Raw genomic sequence first — 21,194 nt, 5'->3', positions numbered from 1 at the left:
TGGCATCCCCACTGAGATTTCGTTGGAAGAAGCCACTCTTAGATATACTGACGGGTTTCAGATGAAAACGTTTTGGCAGGTCAAGCTGCTGTCGATGCTGGCGCTACTGTGCGTCGTGGCACCTTTAGTGGGTCAAGATCTTCAACCAGATACCGATATCGAGTCGCGTCTTTCGCAGCTTGAAGATGAGATTCAGATGCTACGCACCCAAGTCGAGGCAAGCAGCCAGGCTGGGATGGTGCCGGCTCAGGAAGCTGGCTGGATCATTGGAAACAATGGGTCGTTAGTGCCGTGCATCCCGCCGGCAGACGGAAAGAAATACCCCACGGTTCAGTTAACGGGGTTCTTTCAGTTAGATGGTGTTTGGTTTAATCAAAACCAAGCCAACCGCACCACGCTCGGTCCCAATGGTGACCTGCAAGATGGGTGGGACTTCCGTCGTGCTCGTCTGGCAGCGAAGGGGGATTTGGCCGAGAACTTCTCGTACATCATGGAGTTCGACTTCGCTTCGAGCCAGGCAACGTTTGTCGACGTATGGGCTCAGTATAGCAACGCGCCCCTCTTTCAGAACATACGCATCGGTCGTTGGCGTCAACCTTATGGGATGTCCGAGCTGACCAGCATTCGCGAGCTACCGTTTTTGGAACGCTCGTCTGGGTTCTCGGTGGCTCCTTTCCGGCAAACCGGTTTGGGGTTCTTTGGCAGCAACGAGCCAGACCGCGTGACCTGGGCGGCTTCGGTGTTTCGTTACCCGAGCGATGGCTTTGGAGACAACGCCGGCGATAACGGCGGATACGCTGGGGCTGGGCGTTTGACGATGCTGCCGGTTTATGCCAGCGATGGCGAACGTTTGATTCACATGGGCATCGATTACTACTACGCGAACCCGTCACAGAACGAAGTGCGGTTCCTTTCGCAACCAGAAATTCAGGTGGTGGACGTCGCGCCGAATCCTTCGATCAGCGTGCCGCCGTTCATCGATACTGGGTTCGTTTCGGTCAACCATGTGGACTCGATCAACTTTGAACTGGCTGCCAAGTATGGCCGTTTCGTGATCCAATCGGAAGCCCGTTGGACTCGGTTGAATCAGCGCGGCAACGCCCCGACTCAGGTCATCGAGAACGCCTATGCGTTGGTCCGTTATAGCCTGACCGGTGAGAGCCTGCAGTACAATAAGAAGAACGCCGTGTTCGGTCGAGTCGTGCCGCGGCACGACTTTAACCCGTACTGTGGCAACTGGGGTGCGTGGGAACTGGCCGCTCGGTACTCGTTCGCCGACTTCAACGGCAATTGGCTGGCCGCCAGTGGTTCGCCTGGGCCTGGCCGTCAGATGGGCAACACGACGCTGGGTGTGAACTGGTATTTAAATGCTCATACGAAGTTTCAGTTCAACTATATTTACTCGGACCTGAACGATCCGACCTACGGCAGCAGCTTCGCCGACATCTACGCGGTTCGCTGCCAGATCGACTACTAAGTGAAGGGCGTGTTACCACCAGAATGCTTCCTCACGGAACCAAAGGCCACCAACCGGTGGCCTTTGGCATTTCGAAACGACATGATCCGACGAAAAATTGTTTGACATGCCACATGGAAGGTGTATTTTCGAGGCACTTGTCGATGTGAGCGCATCAACTTCTGTGCGCAGACATCAAACAACCGAGGACTGCCTGACGATGCCCTCTCCTGAATTCAAAAGAATTGCCAGCTGGCTCAACGCCGCCGATGCCGAGCATGCCAAAGCGGTACTCAATTGGAATGGTATCGACGCGTTTCTCGAAGGGGCCGATCTCAAGACGAGCTTGAGCTATATCGGAACGGCTCTAGGAGACGTCAAGCTGGTCGTACGGACGGTCGATGCCGAGCGGGCCTCGAAGCTGTTGCAAGCATTGATTCAGGAATCACGCGATCCACAGACCAGCCCATGGTTTTGTGGAGCTTGTGAAGAAGTGGTCGATGCTGGCTTCGATTTGTGTTGGTCGTGTGGGCAAGAACGGAGCAAAGTCGAGGCGCCCTTTCCCGAAGTTGCGGACCTGGCAAGCGAGCCAAGCGGAAGCGACACGACCGACCCTGACAACGCTTTGCTGCCGCCAGCAAGCGGGACAACCCAGACCAACCCATACGCCCCGCCTCTCGTGCGCCAGATGCAGGAACCGATCGACGACGAGGCGAATCTGGCTCAGGAGGAAGCGGACGACCTGGTGATTCAGTCGGCCAATGCTGCCGTGCTGGGGATTTTGATTCCCCTGTTCGGTACGCTCTATTCTTTGTTCCTGCTGTTTGCGGCACTGCGGCTGAGTTGGACGTTTTCGCCTGAGATTCGCAAGCAGATCGTGCAATCGCTGGTCGTCAACGCCGTGGTCGGCGCGATTTGGCTCGTGTTTTTGGGGCTGTTTGCCATGATGTAAGGGGAAAGCAAGAGACAGGGAAGTTCCCGCCCGCCAACTTACCTGCCAGCGATCATCCCAATACCTTCGACCTGCCCTTCAGTGAAGAAATTTTGGACGAGGAGAACCCAATGACCATCCCTGTTGCGCCGCTGCACCAAGCTGCCATGCAAGGAGACATTGCGACCATCAAGCGACTGGTAGCGGAAGGAGCCGACATCAACGAGACGAATCCGATTTATATGGTGACACCCTTGGCACTCGCCGCTAGTAATGCGTCGCCGGATGTCTTACGCACCATGGTCGAGCTAGGAGCGAACATCTTGGCCTCACCCGCCGAGGCCGAAAACGGCACGCCGCTGCGGATGGCGGTGATGGCAGGCAAAGCCGACAATGTGCAAGCGCTGCTTGAATTGGGAGCGGATGTGAATGAAGCGAACCCCAAGAACGGCACCCTGCTGCATGCCGCAGCCAAGCGGGGCTCGAAGCAAATCGTCAAAATGCTGATCCAAGCCGGCGCCGACCTAGACCGCCCGGGCCCCAATGGCCAAACGCCCTTAGATGTCGTGCAGACCCAGCGGAAACAAATGGAAGAAGCCATGAAAACGATGCGCGGCATGCCTGTCCCTCCGCAACTCCAACAACACGTCGACGGTTTGAAAGAGCTAGAAAAGTTCCTCTCCGGCAACCATGACGAAAAGCGTTGAAAGGCTACTCGATCCGTGCCCCGTTTGCCGTCACGCAAGCTGGCGTTAGCACCAGCGTAACCCAGCGAAGACAAACCGGCGGCCACACGCCGATCCGATCTGTTGATTCCAACGAAGCGGTGCGGACCGGCTGGTATAGGGAAGATCTTGATTCGTGTGTGCGTTGGGACAAGATCGCTGGGTTACGCTTCGCTAACCCAGCCGACTACATTAAATTAAGAGCTCGTTGTGCAAATCGGCAAATGTTTAGACCTGAAAGAATCATCAATGGCGTCGCTACCGACCTATCGTTCGATCTCGTGGCTCTCTGTTTTGCCGCAGATGTTGATCTACGTATGCGTTTACTTGCTGGTTGTCTTCCTTACCGGCTCGAAAGATCGTGGCATTACGATTGGAATTCCCATTGTCTTGGTCTATTCGATGGGCTCTCGTTATCTGGTTCCGCACGATCACCGCCGCGGGTTGAGATTAACGAGTCAATCTCGATTTGAAGAGGCCATCGTAGCTTATCAGCGAAGCCTGGAGTTCTTCACGAAATATTCTTGGATCGATCGCTATCGAGCGTTCGTCTTGATGTCTCCTTCGGCGATCAGTTATCGCGAGATGGACCTATGCAACATTGCCTATTGCCACTTGCAACTAGGGCACACCCAGGAAGCGGCCGCTTGCTATCGCCAGGCAATTGAAATGAATCCCCAAAATGGCCTGGCCATAGCAGGCCTGCGCATGATTGAGATGAATATGAAATCGTAGACGGACGGGGCTAGCCGTACCATTCGCAGTCTGGTCCTCGTTTCAGCCTGCTTTACTTACGGCGGCGGCGTTTGTTGGGCAGCTTGCGGGGTTTGCGGCGGGGGATGGCTCGCGGTTTGAGGGGGGAAGCGGTCGGTTTGTGCGAAATGGTTTCATACTCAAAACTCGGCTGCGTTGCGTTCGATTCTTTCAGTTGCGAACCCACGGGCTGGTTGGTGTCGCTCGTAACCGAGGCGAGATTCCTCTCTTGGGCCGCTGGCTGCGCAGCTGTGGGGTTCGCAGTCGGGGTGTTTGAAACGTCAGATGGTAGCGAATCGGTTTCATACTCAAAACTCGGATCAGGCGTTTCCTCAGGCACTTCTTCGGGCGGGGCAAAGACTGCTGGGTTGACGTGGTAGCGCGGAGTGAGAGGGCGGCCTGGGCGTTTGTTGTCGCTTGGTTCTTCGACCACACGCAGATAGCCACGACGGACGAGTTCGGCCAGCGGGGCGTTGATTTGCTCGACGTAAGTAAAGCGAGCTCGGCTGCGTTGGTGGGCTTCGCGACGGGTGAAAACGCGGATGCGGTGCTGCTTGATCCACTGCGCAAGGTACCGGGCACCATCGACGGGGTTGGCATCGTGGCAGTGCATGGTGCCCAGCACGGCCTCGGCATGCGAAATCAGGTAACGTCCGATTTCGATGACCGAACGGATGACATCGACCGAGACTTGGGTCGGAATGTCTGGCACAACGCAACCGGCATAGCAGTGCAAGACGCCAGCAACACGCAGCATGTTGGCTGGCAGCCGATCGAGCCAGGCCCGGAACGTTTCGCGCGAATCGTCACCGGACAACATCCCTTCGACTTCTGTTTCCCACGTTTCAAATAGCGCGCGGGCTTCTTCATCCAGTTGCAGCGTAAGAGGGCCTTCGATTGCGTCGAGATAGCAAATCCGCGATTTATAGTGGACCGAAGCTGCGGTAGAGATCGCCGGGGCGGCAATTTCGCGCCGCCCGAGATTACTGGATGGTAATGAGAATAAGAAGCAATCGAGTAGCCCACGCCCACGCCGCGTGCGGCGTTGTTGTAACGCTTCGATCGTGTCGCGACGAATCGCGTACGCGCAGGTCAGCGAGGCCTGGCGTAACACTTTCCGGTTTCCACGGGGGAGGTCGACCTGAATGGTGTCGCCTCGATAGGCTTGACGAAAAAGTTGATGGCGGGCCAGTTGCCGTTGCGAGGTGGTACCGGTGAATTGATCGAGCACCGCCCCTTCGCCAAAGAAACAGGCCAAGCGGCCGTTTTGTTCGGCTAGCAGCGTCTCGATGTGCTGCGGTGTGCGGTCGTCGACCAACAGACGCGGCATGACTGGCAGAGGGTTTTCGGCGATCTCCCGGGCAATTTGCACGGCTTTATCGCGATACGAAGTTCCATCGGGACCAAGCTTTTCGTTCAGGCGAAGACGAATCATATCTTGCCGCCGCAATGTTTGGGCCTGGGCGATTTCGGCGTGGGCGGCGTCAACCCGGTCGGCTTCAAGATCGATCAGTGGTTGGCGCAGGCGCGCAAGCAAATCTTCTTCGCGTAGGGTGCCGTCGGTGAACGAAGCGAGGAATAAATTGGTCGGCTGCACGAGCCCAGGTCGAGCTTTTATCCGCACCTTCTGGGCAATCGCCGCGCTGCAAACCCCAAGGGACTGCATCGCGGCCAAGTCGATTGGCGTTTGGGTTTCCGCTGCCGCCGCTTCCACAAACAAACGCAAAGTTTCCGGCAATGCATACGTCGGAAATTCAGGCAAATGGTGCTCGGCTAAGGGCACCAGCGGAGCCCATTGCGGGGTGACGAGCGGATAACCTAGTAATTCGTCGGACAGGTCAATCGTATTCGCCGCATCCCCCCAAGCAACCATCTGCATGATCCCCTCTCCCGCTTGAAATTCGGAGTGGTAAAAATTCTAAACGCATCGATTCAAGCGGAAATTGTCCGATGTAAGTGTTCACGTGTCGAACAATAATTCTTGGCCAGGGTGCCACGCTCTTGCAGGCGTGAGTATGGCATCCGGCGTAAGTCAGCGAAGACAAGCCGGTGCTCGGCATTTGGGGGCCTCATCTAAAATACAAAACGTAACCAACAAAAAAAGCTGCCAGGTACGATACCAGGCAGCTTTTGTCGATTCTATTGTGGAGCCAAACCGTCGTTAGCTGGTCATGTGCTCGACCACTTTGTCGATCAGGCCGTATTCGGCGGCTTCGGCGGCGCTGAGGAAGCGGTCGCGGTCGGTGTCGGCTTCGATCTGATCGATTGGCTTGCCGGTGTGCTTCAGCAAGATTTCGTTCATGCGGCGTTTGATCCGCTTGAACTCGGTGGCGTGAATCAGGATGTCTTCGGCGGTACCCTGCATGCCGGCCAGCGGTTGGTGAATCATCACGCGGGCGTTGGGCAACGCGTAACGTTTGCCAGCGGCACCGGCGGTGAGCAGGACGGCGCCCATCGAGGCGGCCTGACCGATGCAGTAGGTGGCGACATCGCAGGTCACAAACTGCATGGTGTCGTAAATGGCCATCCCGGCGCTGACGCTACCGCCAGGCGAGTTGACGTATAGGTTGATGTCGGCCTTGGGGTCTTCCGATTGCAGGAAGAGCATTTGTGCGACGATCAGGTTGGCGACTTCGTCGTTGACGCCAGTGCCCAGGAAGATGATCCGGTCTTTCAGCAAACGGCTGTAGATATCGAAGACGCGTTCTTCCCGTCCGCTTTTTTCCACCACGTAAGGAATCAGAGGCATGGTATAGGCTCCAGTAGCTGGAATGTGTGTTTAGGTATCGGAATGTCGAGTTTCGTTGAAAGTAGTTGGCGTGTGCTTGGTTCCCCCTCGCCCTAGTCCTCTCCCCGCAGGGCCAAGAGGAAGAGGGTAGGTTGGCGCGGCCTTATTCCTCTTCAGCTACCTCGGCGGGCGGCTTGTTGAGGATTTCGTCGACGATCCGATATTCCTTAGCCTCTTGGGCGTTCATGTAGTAGTCGCGGTTGACATCTTTGGCGATCTTGTCGATCGGCTGATCGCAATGTTGGGCGAGGATCTTGTTGAGTTCTTCGCGGGTTTTGATGATTTCGTTGGCTTGAATTTCGATATCCGAAACCTGGCCACCGACGCCGCCGTGCGGTTGGTGGATCATCACTTTGGCGTGCGGCAGAATGAACCGCTTGCCTGCAGCACCACCGGCCAGCAAGATCGCCCCACCGCTGGCCGCCAAGCCAACGCAGTACGTGGCAACCGGGCACGAGAGCATGTTCATCGTGTCGTAGATGGCCATCGTCGCGGTGACACTGCCACCAGGCGAGTTGATGTAGAAGTGAATTTGCTTGCGGCGATTCTCGCTCTGCAAGTACAACAACTGCATCACCAACTGGTTGGCGTTGCCGTCGTAGATCTCGCCTTGCAGGAAGATAATCCGATTCTCCAGCAAGAGATCGTTCAGCGTCATTTGACGCTGCCGTTGGTATTCGGCGTAGGCCATCGCCTTGGGCCCGACGGGTGCATTGAGATAGTCAAAATTCATGGTCGTCGATCCTTCCATTTCAAAAGTGCCGCGAAAGGACGCCGTGGCACTGGAACAAACCCACCTGCCCGCCCGGTCCGCTTCCGGCGAAGCAAACATCGAGAAGTACCCTGTTATTGTCTCCACTTAACCAGGGAAGACAACCGTAGAAGACACTTAGACAGGGGGGCGGCGAACTTTTTGTACTTTTGCTAACCGGTACGAGCCGGAAAATTTTGCCAGCATTAAAGTTTCGGCGTGTGTGAACGTCGAAATTCAAGGAATGAAGGGTGCTATCACCGGCAGACACGATGTCGTGAACCGGGACTCTGGCAGGAAGATGACCACGGATGAAGTGTTGCGGACGGGAATCGATCTTTGTGATTGCCTGCGTCTGCTGACAATTGACCTAAGGCCCACAGGGCCGGCCGTTTATAGCCAGGGGCGGAAGCCCCTGGAGTCGGTCGAGAAAACAAGCCCCAACGGGGCGTTCGTCGTGCTGAACTCGATACTACGTTCGCCCCGTTGGGGCTCGTTGTGTTCTTGTGATCGCGTGCCAGGGGCTTCCGCCCCTGGCTATTGACGGTCGCTCCGTTGGAGCTGGCAGAAGACTGCGCGAGGTGCCAGTCTACGAACAATTGGATTTGAACATGAAATGTGAGATCGGTAAAAGTCGCACAAGATGCGTGGTGCGGCAAGATAGGAAAGGCAAGAAACGACATCAGCCCTGGCCGTTTGACCAGGGCTGATGCGTGATTTACTTCAAAGCGGTGCGGACTATTCGGCGTCCGAAGCTTCTTCCTTTTCGGCGGCTGGGGCAGCTTCTTCCCCTTCGCCACAGATCAGGATGTTAACCGCAGCGGTGTTGCCTTGCTGCAGGTCGGCGTCCGTTTCGGTGTGGGTCGCTTCGCTGTTGATCAGGTCGATCACCTTGCGTTCGATGATCTGATTCCGCAGCACGTCCATCATGCCACCCTTTTCCAACTGGGCACGCACACGGCGAGGCGATTCGCCACGCTGCATTGCGATTTGCATGACTTCCATGTCGTAGTCTTGCGGCGAGTCTTCGATTTTTTCTTCTTCGGCGATTCGCTCGAGGATGAAGTGTTCTTTCAGAGCCTTGCGAGTCGAAGCCATGCTGTTTTGACGCAGCTCGTTCTCGTGAGCGCGGATGTCATCTTCGCCGAATCCAGCCGAACGGAGTTCGAGGATCGCTCGTTCCAGTTCACGGCGAGCTTGACGCTTGAGCAGTTCTGGCGGCAGATCCCAACCGGCGTCCTTGGTCAGCTCTTCGGTGATTTGCTGACGCAGACGTTGCTGTTGGTAGTAGGCCAACTGGCGTTCCATGTCGGACTTCACGTAGTCGCGGAGGTCGCCTTCGCTCTCGAAGCCGCCGATCTGCTTCAGGAAAGCTTCGTCCATTTCTGGAAGTTCCATCCGCTTCACTTCTAGAACTTCGATTTCCATCTCGACTTCTTTGCCACGCATTTGCTCGTTGGCAGCTTCGTCGCTGATGGTCAGGGTGACGGTCTTCTTGTCGCCTGCTTTGGCGCCGTCCATTTCCTTGCCGAAGTCTTCCCACTTGGCGTCTTGGAAGCTCAGCTTGTCGCGAAGACGGATCTGCTCTTCTTCGGCATGTTCGATCTTTTTGCCGTCGTGCTTGAAGGTCAGATTGCAGACCAGGTAGTCGTCCTTTTCGGCGGCACCTTCATACGGAGCCAACGAAGCGTAACGACTGAGAACCTGAGTCAGGTGCTTGTCGATGTCTTCTTTCTCGAACGACTTGCTCGGCTTTTCGAGTTTCAGACCTTTCCACTTGGGCAGGTCGAACTCGGGGCGGACTTCGATATCGAATTCGAAGGTCAGGTCCCCTTCGTCCGGTAGTTCGATGACCTGGTAGTTGAAGTCAGGCTCGCTAATGGCCGAGAACGATTGTTCTTCGGTAGCTTGGGTCATGCTGTCCATCAGCAGCGTTCCCTTGACCTGGTCTTTCACTTCACTGCGGAAGCGTTTTTCGACCAGCTTCTTAGGGGCAAAACCCTTGCGGAAACCAGGCACGGCGGCATTGGGGATCATGTCCTCGATGGCGACATCGAAATAACGATCGATGTCCTCGCGCGAGACGGTAACCGTGACATGCCGCTGGCAGGAGCTAGGAGCGTCGACTTTGACGTCCAGCGTCAACTTCTTAGGGGCATCCGCTTCAGCGACCGAGCCTTCGGCGTTTTCAATGTCAGGCGAATTCATTCAGCGATTCCGCAAAATCTGGGGGTGAATAACAAGAAACCCCGCATCGTTCGCGGGTTTCAAAAGCAAGCGATGTCAGAGCAGAATGGGTGGGTTTGTCCTCACCCACGCCGCGAGACTCGTCGCTCTGTTTTAAGCGTTACAGCGTCTCGGATAAAACGTGGCGATGCGGCAAAAGCAATTGCCAAGAGCCACATCCACCAGATGTTTTTGATGCACTGCGTGTGCCTGGAAAGGCAACAATCGCAGAGCAATCAAAAGTAAGAGCGGGTGAACGGATTCGAACCGTCGACAACAACGTTGGCAACGTTGTGCTCTACCAACTGAGCTACACCCGCAAAAGGAAAGTGAGATCCCCTTAAGGACCCAATTCCCTCATCTAGGAAAGCACCAGTTTAACGAATAATTCAAACTGGTCTACCCGGGGTAAACGAAATTTCGTTTGCCAGAGATGAAAGTATGCCGGATGAATGCCCGGTTGTCAATTTGGGGGTGCGGGATAAGTCGCTAAGTTGTTTGCAATGAAACGCTTAGGAAGAATGCTATCCACCTGACATTAAGTTCTTTGGCCTCGAATTGCCCTCATTTTTTGCTCTCTGGGGAGCGATGAGATACGATCGGAACGAGCGGGAAAAGCTGCGAGAAGATTTGCGAAGGAACAGAGCTGTGACCAAAAGAAAACAGAAATCTGGCATTCTCCTAGCGGTACTCACGGCCGTGGTGCTGCTCGGCAACAACGGCCCTGCGGCGGCTCAAGGTGATTTGGCGGAACGCGGTAAGTGGGTCACCCGGCTGAAGGAGAGCGCTACCCAGGCTCTGGTTCAAGTAGATAAAAACGACGATTTGTATTCCGAGTCGTCCTTTGAAGATGATGTCCGGCGAGTGGCGAGTGTTTTGGTGATGGCGGGGCGTTTCGATGAAGCTTGGTCCTGGATCGAGTCGCATCGTCAGTTGACCGTCGAGGACTACCTGCTTGTTGCGCAGTGGGCTTCTCGTGCCGATCAGGTTGATTATGCCCTGCAATTGGCCGACCAACTGACCGAGCCAGATAAGGCAATCGCTCTGCAATTGATTGTGGCTGCCCAAGCGAAGCGTGGTGACACTCAAGACGCGCTCCAGCTATTGCCGAAAATCTCGGACGCCGATCCCCAGGCCAAGGACTTTGCGATTCATGCGATATGCGTGGAGTACGCTCGCGAGAAGAAGTACGACGAAGCGGAAAAGCTATTGACCACCATCGGACAAGCCGATGTGCGTGAAAACGCGGAGTCGTGTCTGAAAGTGTTGCGTAAACGGCGAACACCAGAAGAGCCGGGGTATTCGAAATATAAGACGAAGGCTGCCATTGCGTACGACGCTGGCATCATCCGCTGGGTGGCGGAAGCAGAAGTGGCGTTGGCCAAAGGGAACAAGCGGTTGGCCGAGCGGCAACTGTTGAAAGCCAGCGAAGTGCTGCGTTCCACTGATCCAAAGCAAACCCATCACGTGGCGTTACAGATCGGCAAAGTCGCCGATCAGGCCGGCATGACCGACTTCGCAAGACAAGCGTTTCTGCATGCGATCGAAGTGGAACTCAGCAATGCCGGGGATTGGTACCATTTCCAAGATTCCCAAGGTGAGTCTACCGAGGAATTCAAAGTCTTTGCACGGTTAATGTCGACCGAAGAAATCGAGCGGATGCTGCAGCGTGCGCAGAATAATAGCTACAAGCCAGTTTTGACCGGCGTTTTGGTTGCGGCGTTGGTTGAAAAAGGAGAACTCGAAAAAGCCTCGAAGTTCTACCAAGGCCAGACCTCGCCAGAGAGGAAATGCAGGATTAGCCAGGAAGTCCTCAAGCACGCGTTCGGCATGCCTATTCAGCCTGGCCTAGATATCTCGCTCGAAACGCCCTATCTGCCGTTTATTGAATGAACTAGCCAACGTGGGTATAGGGCCATCCAGGGGCTGTTCCGAGTGTTCAACTACTTGAGGAAGTTCTCCCAGCAACCGACGAATTTCCATCTCGGCGCCTTCGGGTTCGCTGCAGGCGTAGAAACCGAATCGGCAAGGAGACCGTTGCCAGAGGCTGTCAACTTCATCGTGACCTAGCAAGATGGTGCCGTTGGCCGCAGGCTTCGTGCGCAGGGCCAACTGTTCTGGCGAGATCGAGCGAACGGTGACCGGATCGCTGGCAACCGATCCGCTAGGCAGTTCTACGACGCCGTCCAGAATCAGCGCTCGCTGGTTGGTGATGACATATCGCGTCTTCTGCATAATAGCCAACGTCCGCACATGAGGCATGACAGCTTGATAGAGCGCGAAGAACGCTACCAATAACAAGGCCACGCCCCAGGCCGTTTGCGAAAAACTGCGTGGCGGAAAAAATGCATTGCTGGCCAGCCCTGCTAAGATTCCGGTCGCGGTGAAGTAACCACTGGTGATCCAGATATTTTGCGGAATGCTTCCCCGCGCAGAGCCGCGCCACACCATCTGTTCGCCATCGCGCAGATGGCCGTTGCAGGTCTCGTCGAAAAAGAAGTCTGCTTTCATCGCTTCGTGACCAATGGCTGGCTTACATAAATTCAATCATCCGAGACGCACGTTCCGCCACAAGTGCTGCAATTGATTGTTTGTCGGAATGGGAGCAGGATCATTTTGCCACGGTTTGGTTACCGTGGCCAGCAAAACGTATGGCGTAGCAAAAACGCGTCTCTCTCGGCAAGGAAAGAGACGCGTTCATGCGTGGTTGTTATGGTGGTAGCCGACGTGTTAGGCGGCGGCTTGTTTCTTCAGCCGGCGACGGGCAATCGCGCCCATGCCTAGTGCCCCTAGCCCAAACAAGGCCAGCGAGCCTGGCTCAGGGACAGAAGAGACGGCCGGGTTGCCATAAAAGCTGATGTGGGAAATGCCTTGGGTTTTACCAGAAACCCAAGGAGCACCTCCTGGCTGGCCGTCGTCATCCAGGAACAACTGGTTAAACCCTGGTTGGTACTCCCACACGGAATATTCGTTGCTGGCTTTGACTAAGTAGTAATCGATGTTGGTGGTACCGTGATATTCGAAGCCTGCGATTTCTTGCCCCAGGATGGAATCGAGGATGTCTTGGGGATTGGTCGTGCCAGGAATAAACTCGACTTCCGAGAATGTGTGCGTTCCCCAATCTCCGTCTTGATTCCAGGTATAGCTAGTCGAGCCAGTGGGATCGAGCGTGTAAAAGGTGAAGTCCGCAAAGGGGAACGGTTGGCCGTTGTCGAACTTGGCGATGAAGTCGTAGCTAGTGCCGTCGTAGTTGAAGCTGTTGCTGCCGGTAGGCGTGTTGCCGGACTCGTTGCCAGTGAGGATGCCTGCCTCACAGCAAGGCGCGATCGTCAGGGCCAAAAGTGCCGCAACCACAGTGGTTGTAAGGGCAAATGTTCGTCTCATTGGGTTTCCGAATGACGTAGGAATTAGGGGGTACTGAATAAGCCGTAGGTAGATTGATAAGCACCCTCGAAGCATAAAGCAATGGTGATGATCGACGATTTGGTATATTTTTCCAAGAGCCCCCATCTTTCCCAGGCAGGTGGTTTTTTCGCGCAAATAACCCCCCAATAGCAATGAAGTAAACTAATCCATAAGGACTGGTTTGAGGGAAGCGAATGCTGGTTTAATGCAAAACCAGCCCAGGGCCCATCTGCAGAGGCATAAAGAGTCACCCTGGCAATGTTTTTGGCGAATTTTCCGCTAGTCGAGCACGTTCGGCTTCGGACCAGGGGGTTTCGGGGGTGGTTTGGGGGCATTCGGATCAGGCGGAGGAGGTTCCGGGCCAAACTTCACTTTGCCGCCGACCCAGGTGGTGTACTTCCAGTCCTGATTTTGTGGATCCCAACCGCTGAGATAGCCCATTTCGTCGGTGACATGGCGGGTTTCGACGTACGCTTCGTAGCTATCGGGCAGCACGATGAACTTGAAGTAGAACTGGTTTGGATCGACCTGACTTAAGAGCTTGCGGAAGCGCGAACGGGGGCTTTGAATCTCGGCGATCTTGAAGCCAGCGTTCTCTTTCGGTTCGAGCCGCAGCCGAGGATCGCGTCCGGCGGCGTACATCTCGATGCGGAAGTAGTCGTCTTGGAAAGGACGTTCGTTGAAGTCCTTCACAAACTTCTCGGCGTTGATCCCCTGCTGCGGATCGTCGACATACTTGCGCAGCCCTTTCTCGGCCAGGTACTCGGATCGCTTCTTGGCAGCGTCGCGGATCGGATCGATCACAATCGGATAGACCTGGTTGCCACTGCAAACAAAGATTGCTTCCTTGATGCCTTCCGGGGCAGGTCGTGGATCAGGCAAGTTCACCACTTTGGCCGGACGCTGGGCCCGGGGTGGTGTGTCGTCGAGCGTCGCTTCGAGCTTGGCGATTTGTTCCAGAGAACTGCCCAGTTCGGTGGAGAGCTTTTGCCGCTCCTCTTTGTTCTGTTCAGCCTTTTTTTGCATTTCTAAGGCGTTCTCTTGGGCGACGAGGGCCTGTTTGAGTTCACCTTGCTGCGATTTGAGCACCGCCTCTTTGCTGTCGGTCTCGGACTGGATGCGTTTGATCAGTTCGGCCAGGTCGGCTTCGTTGGGGTTAAGCTCTTGGATATTGGATTCTACTTTCAGCTTGTCCTGGTGGACTTCTTCCAGCTCTTGAATCAGCTTCTCTAATGCGGCGGGGTCGACGCTGATGCTGTTGGCGATTTGCTGGACCGATTGCTGCATCCCGATCTGGACCACGACCAACACAATGATGAGAATGCCCACCACGTTGAACATCGTATCGAGCAGGGAGTCGAGTCCCTCATCTTCTTGCGCGGCTTTGCGTTTGGCCATGGCGGGGAAGTGTTTCTGCTTACGAGTTCTTGGCTTGTTTCTTAAAGTAGCTCAGGTCGATCCGGCCATCGCCGATCACGGGGAGCTTGCCGTTGCGGACTCCCTTGGCATTGGCGAAGTTGCGGGCTGTGTGATAGGTGCTGAGCCCGTCGTCGCGAATCAGGAAGACCAGCGTCCCTTTTTCATCGCTTTTGACTTCTTCCAACACCTTGGCGAAGTCGGGGTTGGTGTTCAGTTCGGCGGTGCGAACCGGGGTCGTTTGGCCGCCATCGTGAATCACGATGCGTCCTTCGTCACACTCGACAAACGTTGGCGTGAAGCCAACACCGCTACCGCCAGGGACGATGGAAACTTCGGCTTCCTCAGGAGGTGACTTGCGGTCTTGGAGTTGCGCGGTGAGTTGGGCGATTTTTTCCCGCCGCGATTTCAGTTCTGCTTCCATCTTGGCGATCTCTTCGTTTTGGGCGGCCACGTCGACCTTGGGCCCCTCGACAGAGATCTTCGAAAGCTCTTCGTTCGTTTTTTCGAGCTTGGCTAACAGTTCGGCCAAACGCTTCTTAGCGTTTTCCAGCGAACGTTGTTCCTCGGAGCGTTCGCTGCTGAGCTCGGCTTCTTTCTTTTTGAGCGCTTCCCGCAGCTTAGCGAGTTCCTGGTTGCCTTGTTCGAGTTCCTTTTCTTTCTTTTGGTACTCGATCGCCCGATCGACGGTGTCGTTGTCGAGCGACTGGATCGCGATCATGGCAATCACCATTGCCAGCGTACCGATCACACAGGCCAGCACGCTGAGGAAGGGGAAAAGCGAAATGTCTTCTCCTGTCTCCTTATTTCGCCGTCCCATTTATCGTCTCCCGTTACGGCGCGTCTTCGTTTTGCTGCCGCCCCCGAAACCGAACCAGCCTCCTCCTTTGCCGTTGACCGCCGGGGCTTCGACTTGCTGTACGATGACTTGTTCGTTGCCAAGTTTTCCCAGCACATCGCTGAGGCTCGAAAGCCCTTTCTCGACGCCGCCGAGGTACTTTTCCAGGCGTTCGGAAGTGTCGGTCATCGTTTCGTTGACCTTCACGTGCGAATCGACCGAGGCACTGGCCAACTGGCCGAGCGTGTTTTGCAGCTGCGCGCTGACTTCCTGCATTTGATTCAGTTGGTCTTGCAGTAACGCTTGCTGCTCTTCCTGTCGCTTCTGCATATCAACCGTGCGAGCTTGGACCTGATCCATGATCTTGCCGGTGGTGTCTTGCTGGCTTACCAAGATCTTTTTGTTAATCTCGTTCCAGCCGTCGGACGTTTGCTGGGTGATGGTTTGGCCGACCAGTTCCAGCTTCTTGACCCATCCTTCTAGCTCGGCTTGCTGGGTTGCCATCGCTTCTTCGACGGCGCGGCGGAAGATTTTGGTATCGTACGGGCTGGTCGGTTTATCATCGACCTTTTCGCGGCCATCTTTCAGCCGCCGCAAGAGGTTCTCGTTGCAGTACTCGTCGACCCAGTTCAGCACGCCTTCTTCGCTCCACTGCAGCGAAGACATCGGGAACTTGATAATCATCGACATCACCAACGCGACCAGCGTGGTATTAAACGCCGTTCCCAGACCACCAAACATCCCTTGCAGCGACTCGGTGAGCTTCTCTAAATCACCCCCGCCGAGCGAGCCAGCCAATTCCGAAACGGCCAGGCTAATCCCCAGCACCGTCCCGATGAACCCCATCGTCGGAATCGCCCAAATCAGCACCCGCAGTGGTGTGTAGCTGGACGAGACATTGTTGGCGTCGATGTCAGACTGCGAAGACATCATCGTGGCCGTGTCGGCAGCGCTTTGCCGCACGCGAAAGTGCTGCAGGCCGCGCGTGACGCGGTTGACCAGGAAGCTTTCGCCATGTTCGCCAGGGAGGCTATGGATGTTTTCCAGAAACGCCCCAACCTTCTCGACGGTGATTTCCTGCGAGATATCGGTCGGCAACACGTCCATCAGCAAGTAGTCACGCTGCCGCGCGATTTTGCGATGCTTCTGCCAGAGGATCGCCAGCGACCAGAAAAAGAGGAAGCTAGAGATGCTTTGAATCCCAACCCCCGTGATTCCACCCTTCATGAACAAGTCACCGAAGTAGGTGCCGGTCAGGGGAATCATCAGCAGCATAAAGACCACCGCCCCTGCCAGACCAACCAGGGCCGTCGGCACCAGGTTGATTTCGCTCGGGTCGGTAAAGTCCCCCTCGGACGAAGAACTCCCTTCCGACGCTTTCGGCTTGGCGGTGGCTGCCTTCTTGCTCGGCGTAAGGTTCTTGCGAGAGGAAGGGGAATCGGTTTGCAGGTTGCTTAGATCGAGCCCGCCAGCGCTGACCCCAGATTCGCTGCCGAACTCAGGCAAGTTCGGCGAGTCGTCCGCGACTTCCTCGGCATGCGGAATCCGGACGGTCGCTTTGCAGTAGGGGCAATTCCGTTTCTGACCGGCTAACTCTTGACGAACTTTCAGGGATTGACCGCACTCGGGGCACTTGAATTTGAAATACATCGGAACCTCGAAACGAAGCGCGACGCGAGGTCGCAGACGAGCTATTGGGGGCATGCTCCAGCGCGTCGGGCTCAAGCGAATGCAGGCCACCGCACCGGGGAAGATTAAGTGAAGGGATTCTCTAGCCGCAGCAACCAAGCTGTTAGGAACAACCAATCGCTAAACTCGTCTTCTTAGTTTGATAAGCAATTTATTCCCGCTAACATGGCTTGAGGGAAAAATTAGCCCAAAAATTGAGTTTTATATCAACAAGATTGGATTGTATCGGCTGTAGCGGAGGATTGGCCCCCATTAGGCGCGAGAAACCGGTGCAAGAGAAAAAGCGGGCGAATCAGAACAATCGAGGGCAAAAGCAGGCGATCAACCACGAATAGGGCAGTAGGATCGGAAGTAGCCGTAGCGGATTACCGTGGAGACAAACCAACGTTCTAGCCCCCTTCTATGACTACAGTAGGGGAACACGCAGCCGCTAATCCCAGGCTATGCATCCTACTTCTGGCGAATCGCATCCCCCAAGACACAACATGGACAACCCGTTCGCAACGCCCAAAGGCAACCAGAATGCGTCGACCTATTTGCCTTCGGCAAACGGCTTGCTCTTGGCAGGGGGCATCGGCATCGCGCTTTACCTGTTGCGGGCGTGTGCCGTGTTGATCTACGGGTTACTGCTGGTGCAGGTGCCGATCGGTGGTCCTGATATCGATGCAGGGCAGATGGTTTGGATTCCCTTTTTCATCGCCGATCTGCCGTGGAGCTTTTGGTTCTTTGATGGTGTCCAATTCCCCTCCAACGCCATCGCCCTGGCAACCTACACGCTAATCGTTGGCCTACCTTGGATAGCCTACGGCTTCCTGCTTACGCGCCTGGTAAGGTGGGCTTACCGAAGAATCAACCAGGTTTATTTCACGTAGGCTGCGCCAGCGAAAGCGTAACCCAGCGTCTTCAATGATTTGTCTTTGCAGGGTTGCGCTGCCGCAGAGTACCTAAAATCAAAATAGTCTACCTCGGAGGATTGCCTGGCGTGTTTCGTGGTAGAGCCTTTCAAGATCTGATACGTGGAACGACCTTGGCTTTTGGAATACCAACTGGGAATTGCCATCGATGTTGTCGTTTACAATGGCCCCTCGAGGAAGGTCCAGGGATAACTCTTTCTCAGAAGGAGTCCTGATAGCAATGTCCTTTACGACAAACTGCCTGACCAACTTTTGTTTCGAGACAGAACCATCTTTATTTTGGAAATAGGTGACGACGGTTGATTTCATGGGAAAAAATACTCCAGCCTCTATTTCCTCAATCTCTTCGATGTATGCCTCTAGCGTTACGTTGCCAGTCTTCCTCTCTTGCAGCCTGACTCTCACCGGCAAGTAGCCACGCATGGGGTCAAGCAGATATTCCCAGTTGAAATGCTCTCTTTGGTCTGAGCCTTGGTTGACGTGCGTGAATTTTTCGAGCCTCATGCCGTCCTCCTCTACTTCTCCATCGTATCGAAGAGTCTTAGTGGAAGCTTTTCGGTTTGCTGATATCAATGCCCCAGGGCTTAAGACTTCGTTTTGTGCGAATATTCCCATGTCAAAGGGTGTGCCTTCATAACCTTGGGCAGGATTGTCTGGCGAGTGGATGGAGCCGGCCCCCATCTCACCATGAAAAGAGAGTTGAAAGCGGCGATTTGCCAGGTATGCGCCTGAAAGGTCATAAGGTGAACCGTTCTTGGATTCGGGAACTTTCGTAAGGCGAACGTTGTCCCCACTTGCGGCCCAGGTACAGTTCAAATTGGCCAACGCCTTGTCGGGACCATTTTTCCTGATTTCAGCAACATCGCGAGACGACTTCCCCTGAATGACCTGGTAGTGACAGATTACATTATCGAAAGCGCGTCGATTGGTATCGTAGCCTGTCCCAAGAGCCGAGAGGGCATTGCTAACATCATCGGCTGCTACGGTATGCGCTGGTAATGAGCCGAAAACAAGAACGGCCAAAACCGCCAGAGCCCTGCCAAAAGAGATTGGCAAAATCATCGAAAAGCCGCTTCGACTCTTGCAGCATGCACCCCAAGATCGATTCATTTCTAATTGATGCATGACGACAATCTACTCCTTTAAATTACGCTTGTTGATGTCGGCGCGAGTCAAACGATAACAGCACGGCGAGTATTGTAGCAATGCGGACTTGAATTACTTACAGCAATACTCACTGCTGGCAGTACCGTCAGACATCAGTTCACTTCATCCCTGCAGAGGCGCTTGGATGACGATTCGCATGATCAAAGCTAAGAGCTAGAAACGGAGGACGCGTCTCGACGCACCAGGTCCTGCTGGGATGTAATTGCGGGGATACGTTTAGCCGCTAACCCAGGCTATGCGATTGCCATTCGTCGCACAAATATTGATCTAATAGGGATGTCTCCAAAACGTTGCAAACACCCGCTGACTGCTCGCCTGAATCGATGTTGCTAATTTGATAATCTGGCAAGAGCGAGCGGTTGCTGCAGCTCAGACCGGTTACCTCTCAGCTGCTTCGCTCAACTGGACAACCAACGCACGAGTTAGATCGCGCAGGTCTTCGATCTGGTTCAATTCAACCCCTGTCTTTTTCGCAAGCGCATGCGGAATGTTCCGCGCCTTGGCTTTTAGTTGACTACCCTGTGCCGTTGTCGCGATCAGCACGCGGCGCTCATCCTGCGGATCGCGCAGCCGTGTGATCATGCCGGCGCTTTCCATGCGTTTGAGCATCGGACTGAGCGTGCCGACATCGAGATGAAGGCACCCTTGCAGTTCGCGCACCGTCAACGGCTCGCGTTCCCACAGTACCAGCATCACTAGGTATTGCGAATAAGTAAGGCCAAGCGGTTCTAGCAGCGGGCGATACAGACGCTGGATTAGATTGGTCGCCGCATAGAGGGGGAAGCATAGTTGCTGGTCGAGCCGCAACAGTTCATCCCCCTTTGCACCTGACGGAAGGTGTTTCTTTGCCATTTTGCGAGAGCCTATGCCGAGTTGCGAACCGAAAGCACGACATCGATATTGCCGCGCACCGCGTTCGAGTACGGGCAAGTCTGGTGCGCTTTCTCGACGATCTTTTCAGCCGTTTCCTGGTCGACGCCCGTGATGGCGACATCGAGTGCAACCTCTAGCGCAAACCCGCCGCTGCCGTTCGGCGCCAAGGAGACAGTCCCGGTCACGGTCACATCGTCATCGGTGATCTTGTGCGTGCTACGAGCCACATGGATGACAGCGTTGCCGAAACAGGCGGCATAGCCCGCCGCGAACAGTTGTTCGGGATTGGTTGCCCCCCCTTTGCCCCCCAGGCGTTCGGGCATAGCAAGATCGAGTTCGAGCAAGCCGTCATCGCTGGTAACGCGTCCGCTACGTCCGCCTGTGGCAGTGACGGTGGTTGAATAGAGTGTGCTCATCGTTCCAGTCCTCTTTTTTCGTGGGCGAAGATTGCATGGTTAGCCAATGTATTGCAAGCCATTCAATGTGGCAACCTCTCTCAACCGGTTTCTGGTCGATGTTTGCTTGGCGGGCCCTGTCGGTTTTCGTAACGCGGAAGAGGTTCGCTGCAAGACGGGTCGGGGGCGTTTTGACGCACCTGGTCTTGCTAAGCCAGGTTGATAGTCGCAAATCGCATCAGCAAACGGTGGTGTGGCGAGATGCACCTGACGAGAGTGAGCGAATGCCCGAGCGGGGATTCGAACGCCAATGAGAGCTTTCGCTACCTACTCAGCGTAAACCACAGACATCTACCGAAATATCGGTATCGCTGGCCATCGCGTTCTCGGGCAGATGGCTCCCAGGCTGAGATAGTGGAAGCGTAACCCATCTGCCTGCCGGCAGGCAACTTCTTGCTTCGGGTTTAACCGGGGGCTCACGTCTGCGTGAGCACCCGGTTGTCGGGTAATTGCCAAGGGGATTGTTGAGTGCAGCTGGGTGATTTTGTAGCTTGAGATGAGTAGAGGATTGTCCGCCGCTTCCCATGCTAAAACGAAAAGTCGCCGGCTGGTCACAAGAGGCGTTGGAAGCGATAATCCTCGGGAGTTAGGAGGATTTTCGAATGCGATTGCCGTGGATGGTGAATCAAGGACAACCAGTTATCCTTCATATCAAGGCCTGGCTTACTACTTCGGAGTACGTTTCAGTGAGCTATTTCCCCAAGAGAAATGCTTTGTGTGCAGCCCATTTGACACTGCGTGTTATTGCATGCGTGCTGCTACTCTCCACATCTGCGATCGCGCAGAAAGTCGGGAACGCTGCAGAGG

The 21,194-nt window shown here is 55.1% G+C and carries 19 protein-coding genes and 1 tRNA gene; 7 read left to right on the top strand and 13 right to left on the bottom strand.

Features of this window, described 5'->3' with window-relative positions:
• The first annotated feature begins 61 nt into the window (after nt 1–61).
• The 4 genes from DTL42_RS07285 (at nt 62) to DTL42_RS07270 (ending at nt 3,847) form a co-directional block, all read left to right on the top strand.
• Nucleotides 62–1,477 (top strand): OprO/OprP family phosphate-selective porin, encoded by a 1,416-nt coding sequence (locus tag DTL42_RS07285; RefSeq protein ID WP_147274191.1) that lies wholly within the window; start codon nt 62–64, stop codon nt 1,475–1,477.
• A gap of 199 nt (nt 1,478–1,676) precedes the next feature.
• On the top strand, nt 1,677–2,408 hold the full coding sequence (locus DTL42_RS07280; RefSeq protein ID WP_114368059.1) for a hypothetical protein: 732 nt from the start codon (nt 1,677–1,679) through the stop codon (nt 2,406–2,408).
• Nucleotides 2,409–2,518: 110 nt separating this feature from the next.
• Nucleotides 2,519–3,094: an ankyrin repeat domain-containing protein gene (locus DTL42_RS07275; protein WP_114368058.1), complete on the top strand. Its 576-nt coding sequence runs from the start codon at nt 2,519–2,521 to the stop codon at nt 3,092–3,094.
• Nucleotides 3,095–3,361: 267 nt separating this feature from the next.
• Complete coding sequence (locus tag DTL42_RS07270; RefSeq protein WP_114368057.1) at nt 3,362–3,847, top strand: tetratricopeptide repeat protein; 486 nt, start codon at nt 3,362–3,364, stop codon at nt 3,845–3,847.
• 52 nt (nt 3,848–3,899) lie between these two features.
• Here DTL42_RS07270 and DTL42_RS07265 read toward each other — a convergent pair whose 3' ends face one another.
• The 5 genes from DTL42_RS07265 to DTL42_RS07245 all read right to left on the bottom strand — a co-directional run bounded on the left by DTL42_RS07265 (nt 3,900) and on the right by DTL42_RS07245 (nt 9,950).
• Nucleotides 3,900–5,744, bottom strand: coding sequence for a DUF3987 domain-containing protein (locus DTL42_RS07265; protein ID WP_114368056.1), 1,845 nt, complete (start codon nt 5,742–5,744; stop codon nt 3,900–3,902).
• 282 nt (nt 5,745–6,026) lie between these two features.
• Entirely contained in the window at nt 6,027–6,614 is a 588-nt protein-coding gene (clpP, locus tag DTL42_RS07260; protein ID WP_114368055.1) for an ATP-dependent Clp endopeptidase proteolytic subunit ClpP, read from the bottom strand.
• A 142-nt stretch (nt 6,615–6,756) separates the two neighbouring features.
• Nucleotides 6,757–7,386: a ClpP family protease gene (locus DTL42_RS07255; RefSeq protein ID WP_234824113.1), complete on the bottom strand. Its 630-nt coding sequence runs from the start codon at nt 7,384–7,386 to the stop codon at nt 6,757–6,759.
• Nucleotides 7,387–8,142: 756 nt separating this feature from the next.
• The gene (gene tig, locus DTL42_RS07250) at nt 8,143–9,612 is read right to left on the bottom strand and encodes a trigger factor (protein WP_114368054.1); all 1,470 of its coding nucleotides are present in this window, start codon (nt 9,610–9,612) and stop codon (nt 8,143–8,145) included.
• Nucleotides 9,613–9,877: 265 nt separating this feature from the next.
• A tRNA-Gly gene (locus DTL42_RS07245) sits at nt 9,878–9,950 on the bottom strand.
• 328 nt (nt 9,951–10,278) lie between these two features.
• On the opposite strand from DTL42_RS07245, the gene DTL42_RS07240 reads away from it, so the two are divergent.
• Nucleotides 10,279–11,523, top strand: a complete 1,245-nt coding sequence (locus DTL42_RS07240; protein ID WP_114368053.1) for a tetratricopeptide repeat protein — start codon at nt 10,279–10,281, stop codon at nt 11,521–11,523.
• Here the strand turns inward: DTL42_RS07240 and DTL42_RS07235 are convergent.
• The 5 genes from DTL42_RS07235 to DTL42_RS07215 all read right to left on the bottom strand — a co-directional run bounded on the left by DTL42_RS07235 (nt 11,479) and on the right by DTL42_RS07215 (nt 16,939).
• The gene (locus DTL42_RS07235) at nt 11,479–12,177 is read right to left on the bottom strand and encodes a hypothetical protein (protein ID WP_147274190.1); all 699 of its coding nucleotides are present in this window, start codon (nt 12,175–12,177) and stop codon (nt 11,479–11,481) included. The genes DTL42_RS07240 and DTL42_RS07235 overlap by 45 nt on opposite strands.
• A 183-nt stretch (nt 12,178–12,360) precedes the next feature.
• Nucleotides 12,361–13,014, bottom strand: a complete 654-nt coding sequence (locus DTL42_RS07230) for a PEP-CTERM sorting domain-containing protein (protein WP_199590078.1) — start codon at nt 13,012–13,014, stop codon at nt 12,361–12,363.
• Between the two features lie 300 nt (nt 13,015–13,314).
• Entirely contained in the window at nt 13,315–14,433 is a 1,119-nt protein-coding gene (locus tag DTL42_RS07225) for a hypothetical protein (protein WP_114368050.1), read from the bottom strand.
• Between the two features lie 19 nt (nt 14,434–14,452).
• The gene (locus DTL42_RS07220) at nt 14,453–15,271 is read right to left on the bottom strand and encodes a hypothetical protein (protein WP_114368049.1); all 819 of its coding nucleotides are present in this window, start codon (nt 15,269–15,271) and stop codon (nt 14,453–14,455) included.
• Nucleotides 15,272–16,939 carry a MotA/TolQ/ExbB proton channel family protein gene (locus tag DTL42_RS07215; protein WP_158545273.1) on the bottom strand — a complete coding sequence of 556 codons (1,668 nt, stop codon included), beginning with the start codon at nt 16,937–16,939 and terminating at the stop codon, nt 15,272–15,274.
• 524 nt (nt 16,940–17,463) lie between these two features.
• On the opposite strand from DTL42_RS07215, the gene DTL42_RS07210 reads away from it, so the two are divergent.
• Nucleotides 17,464–17,850 (top strand): hypothetical protein, encoded by a 387-nt coding sequence (locus tag DTL42_RS07210; protein ID WP_114368047.1) that lies wholly within the window; start codon nt 17,464–17,466, stop codon nt 17,848–17,850.
• 78 nt (nt 17,851–17,928) lie between these two features.
• Here the strand turns inward: DTL42_RS07210 and DTL42_RS07205 are convergent, their stop codons facing one another.
• From DTL42_RS07205 to DTL42_RS07195, 3 genes are all read right to left on the bottom strand, one after another.
• Complete coding sequence (locus DTL42_RS07205; protein ID WP_147274189.1) at nt 17,929–19,017, bottom strand: hypothetical protein; 1,089 nt, start codon at nt 19,015–19,017, stop codon at nt 17,929–17,931.
• A gap of 420 nt (nt 19,018–19,437) precedes the next feature.
• Complete coding sequence (locus DTL42_RS07200) at nt 19,438–19,911, bottom strand: MarR family winged helix-turn-helix transcriptional regulator (RefSeq protein WP_114368045.1); 474 nt, start codon at nt 19,909–19,911, stop codon at nt 19,438–19,440.
• An 11-nt stretch (nt 19,912–19,922) separates the two neighbouring features.
• Complete coding sequence (locus DTL42_RS07195) at nt 19,923–20,348, bottom strand: organic hydroperoxide resistance protein (protein ID WP_114368044.1); 426 nt, start codon at nt 20,346–20,348, stop codon at nt 19,923–19,925.
• A 641-nt stretch (nt 20,349–20,989) separates the two neighbouring features.
• On the opposite strand from DTL42_RS07195, the gene DTL42_RS26620 reads away from it, so the two are divergent.
• A partial coding sequence (locus DTL42_RS26620; protein ID WP_214608585.1) for a hypothetical protein occupies nt 20,990–21,194 on the top strand: 205 nt, incomplete at its 3' end.

The organism is Bremerella cremea (assembly GCF_003335505.1).
Lineage (GTDB): Bacteria > Planctomycetota > Planctomycetia > Pirellulales > Pirellulaceae > Bremerella > Bremerella cremea_A.
Note: the sequence above shows the minus strand (reverse complement) of the source record. Positions and strands in the feature narration are given on the sequence as shown.

What these genes read in the sequence shown, in the direction of transcription:
- clpP (WP_114368055.1), bottom strand. Translation starts at nt 6,614, where the DNA reads ATGCCTCTGATTCCTTACGTGGTGGAAAAAAGCGGACGGGAAGAACGC.
- DTL42_RS07265 (WP_114368056.1), bottom strand. Translation starts at nt 5,744, where the DNA reads ATGCAGATGGTTGCTTGGGGGGATGCGGCGAATACGATTGACCTGTCC.
- DTL42_RS07215 (WP_158545273.1), bottom strand. Translation starts at nt 16,939, where the DNA reads ATGTATTTCAAATTCAAGTGCCCCGAGTGCGGTCAATCCCTGAAAGTT.
- DTL42_RS07220 (WP_114368049.1), bottom strand. Translation starts at nt 15,271, where the DNA reads ATGGGACGGCGAAATAAGGAGACAGGAGAAGACATTTCGCTTTTCCCC.
- DTL42_RS07230 (WP_199590078.1), bottom strand. Translation starts at nt 13,014, where the DNA reads ATGAGACGAACATTTGCCCTTACAACCACTGTGGTTGCGGCACTTTTG.
- tig (WP_114368054.1), bottom strand. Translation starts at nt 9,612, where the DNA reads ATGAATTCGCCTGACATTGAAAACGCCGAAGGCTCGGTCGCTGAAGCG.
- DTL42_RS07195 (WP_114368044.1), bottom strand. Translation starts at nt 20,348, where the DNA reads ATGAGCACACTCTATTCAACCACCGTCACTGCCACAGGCGGACGTAGC.
- DTL42_RS07275 (WP_114368058.1), top strand. Translation starts at nt 2,519, where the DNA reads ATGACCATCCCTGTTGCGCCGCTGCACCAAGCTGCCATGCAAGGAGAC.
- DTL42_RS07205 (WP_147274189.1), bottom strand. Translation starts at nt 19,017, where the DNA reads ATGCATCAATTAGAAATGAATCGATCTTGGGGTGCATGCTGCAAGAGT.
- DTL42_RS07285 (WP_147274191.1), top strand. Translation starts at nt 62, where the DNA reads ATGAAAACGTTTTGGCAGGTCAAGCTGCTGTCGATGCTGGCGCTACTG.
- DTL42_RS07280 (WP_114368059.1), top strand. Translation starts at nt 1,677, where the DNA reads ATGCCCTCTCCTGAATTCAAAAGAATTGCCAGCTGGCTCAACGCCGCC.
- DTL42_RS07255 (WP_234824113.1), bottom strand. Translation starts at nt 7,386, where the DNA reads ATGAATTTTGACTATCTCAATGCACCCGTCGGGCCCAAGGCGATGGCC.
- DTL42_RS07200 (WP_114368045.1), bottom strand. Translation starts at nt 19,911, where the DNA reads ATGGCAAAGAAACACCTTCCGTCAGGTGCAAAGGGGGATGAACTGTTG.
- DTL42_RS07225 (WP_114368050.1), bottom strand. Translation starts at nt 14,433, where the DNA reads ATGGCCAAACGCAAAGCCGCGCAAGAAGATGAGGGACTCGACTCCCTG.
- DTL42_RS07210 (WP_114368047.1), top strand. Translation starts at nt 17,464, where the DNA reads ATGGACAACCCGTTCGCAACGCCCAAAGGCAACCAGAATGCGTCGACC.
- DTL42_RS07270 (WP_114368057.1), top strand. Translation starts at nt 3,362, where the DNA reads ATGGCGTCGCTACCGACCTATCGTTCGATCTCGTGGCTCTCTGTTTTG.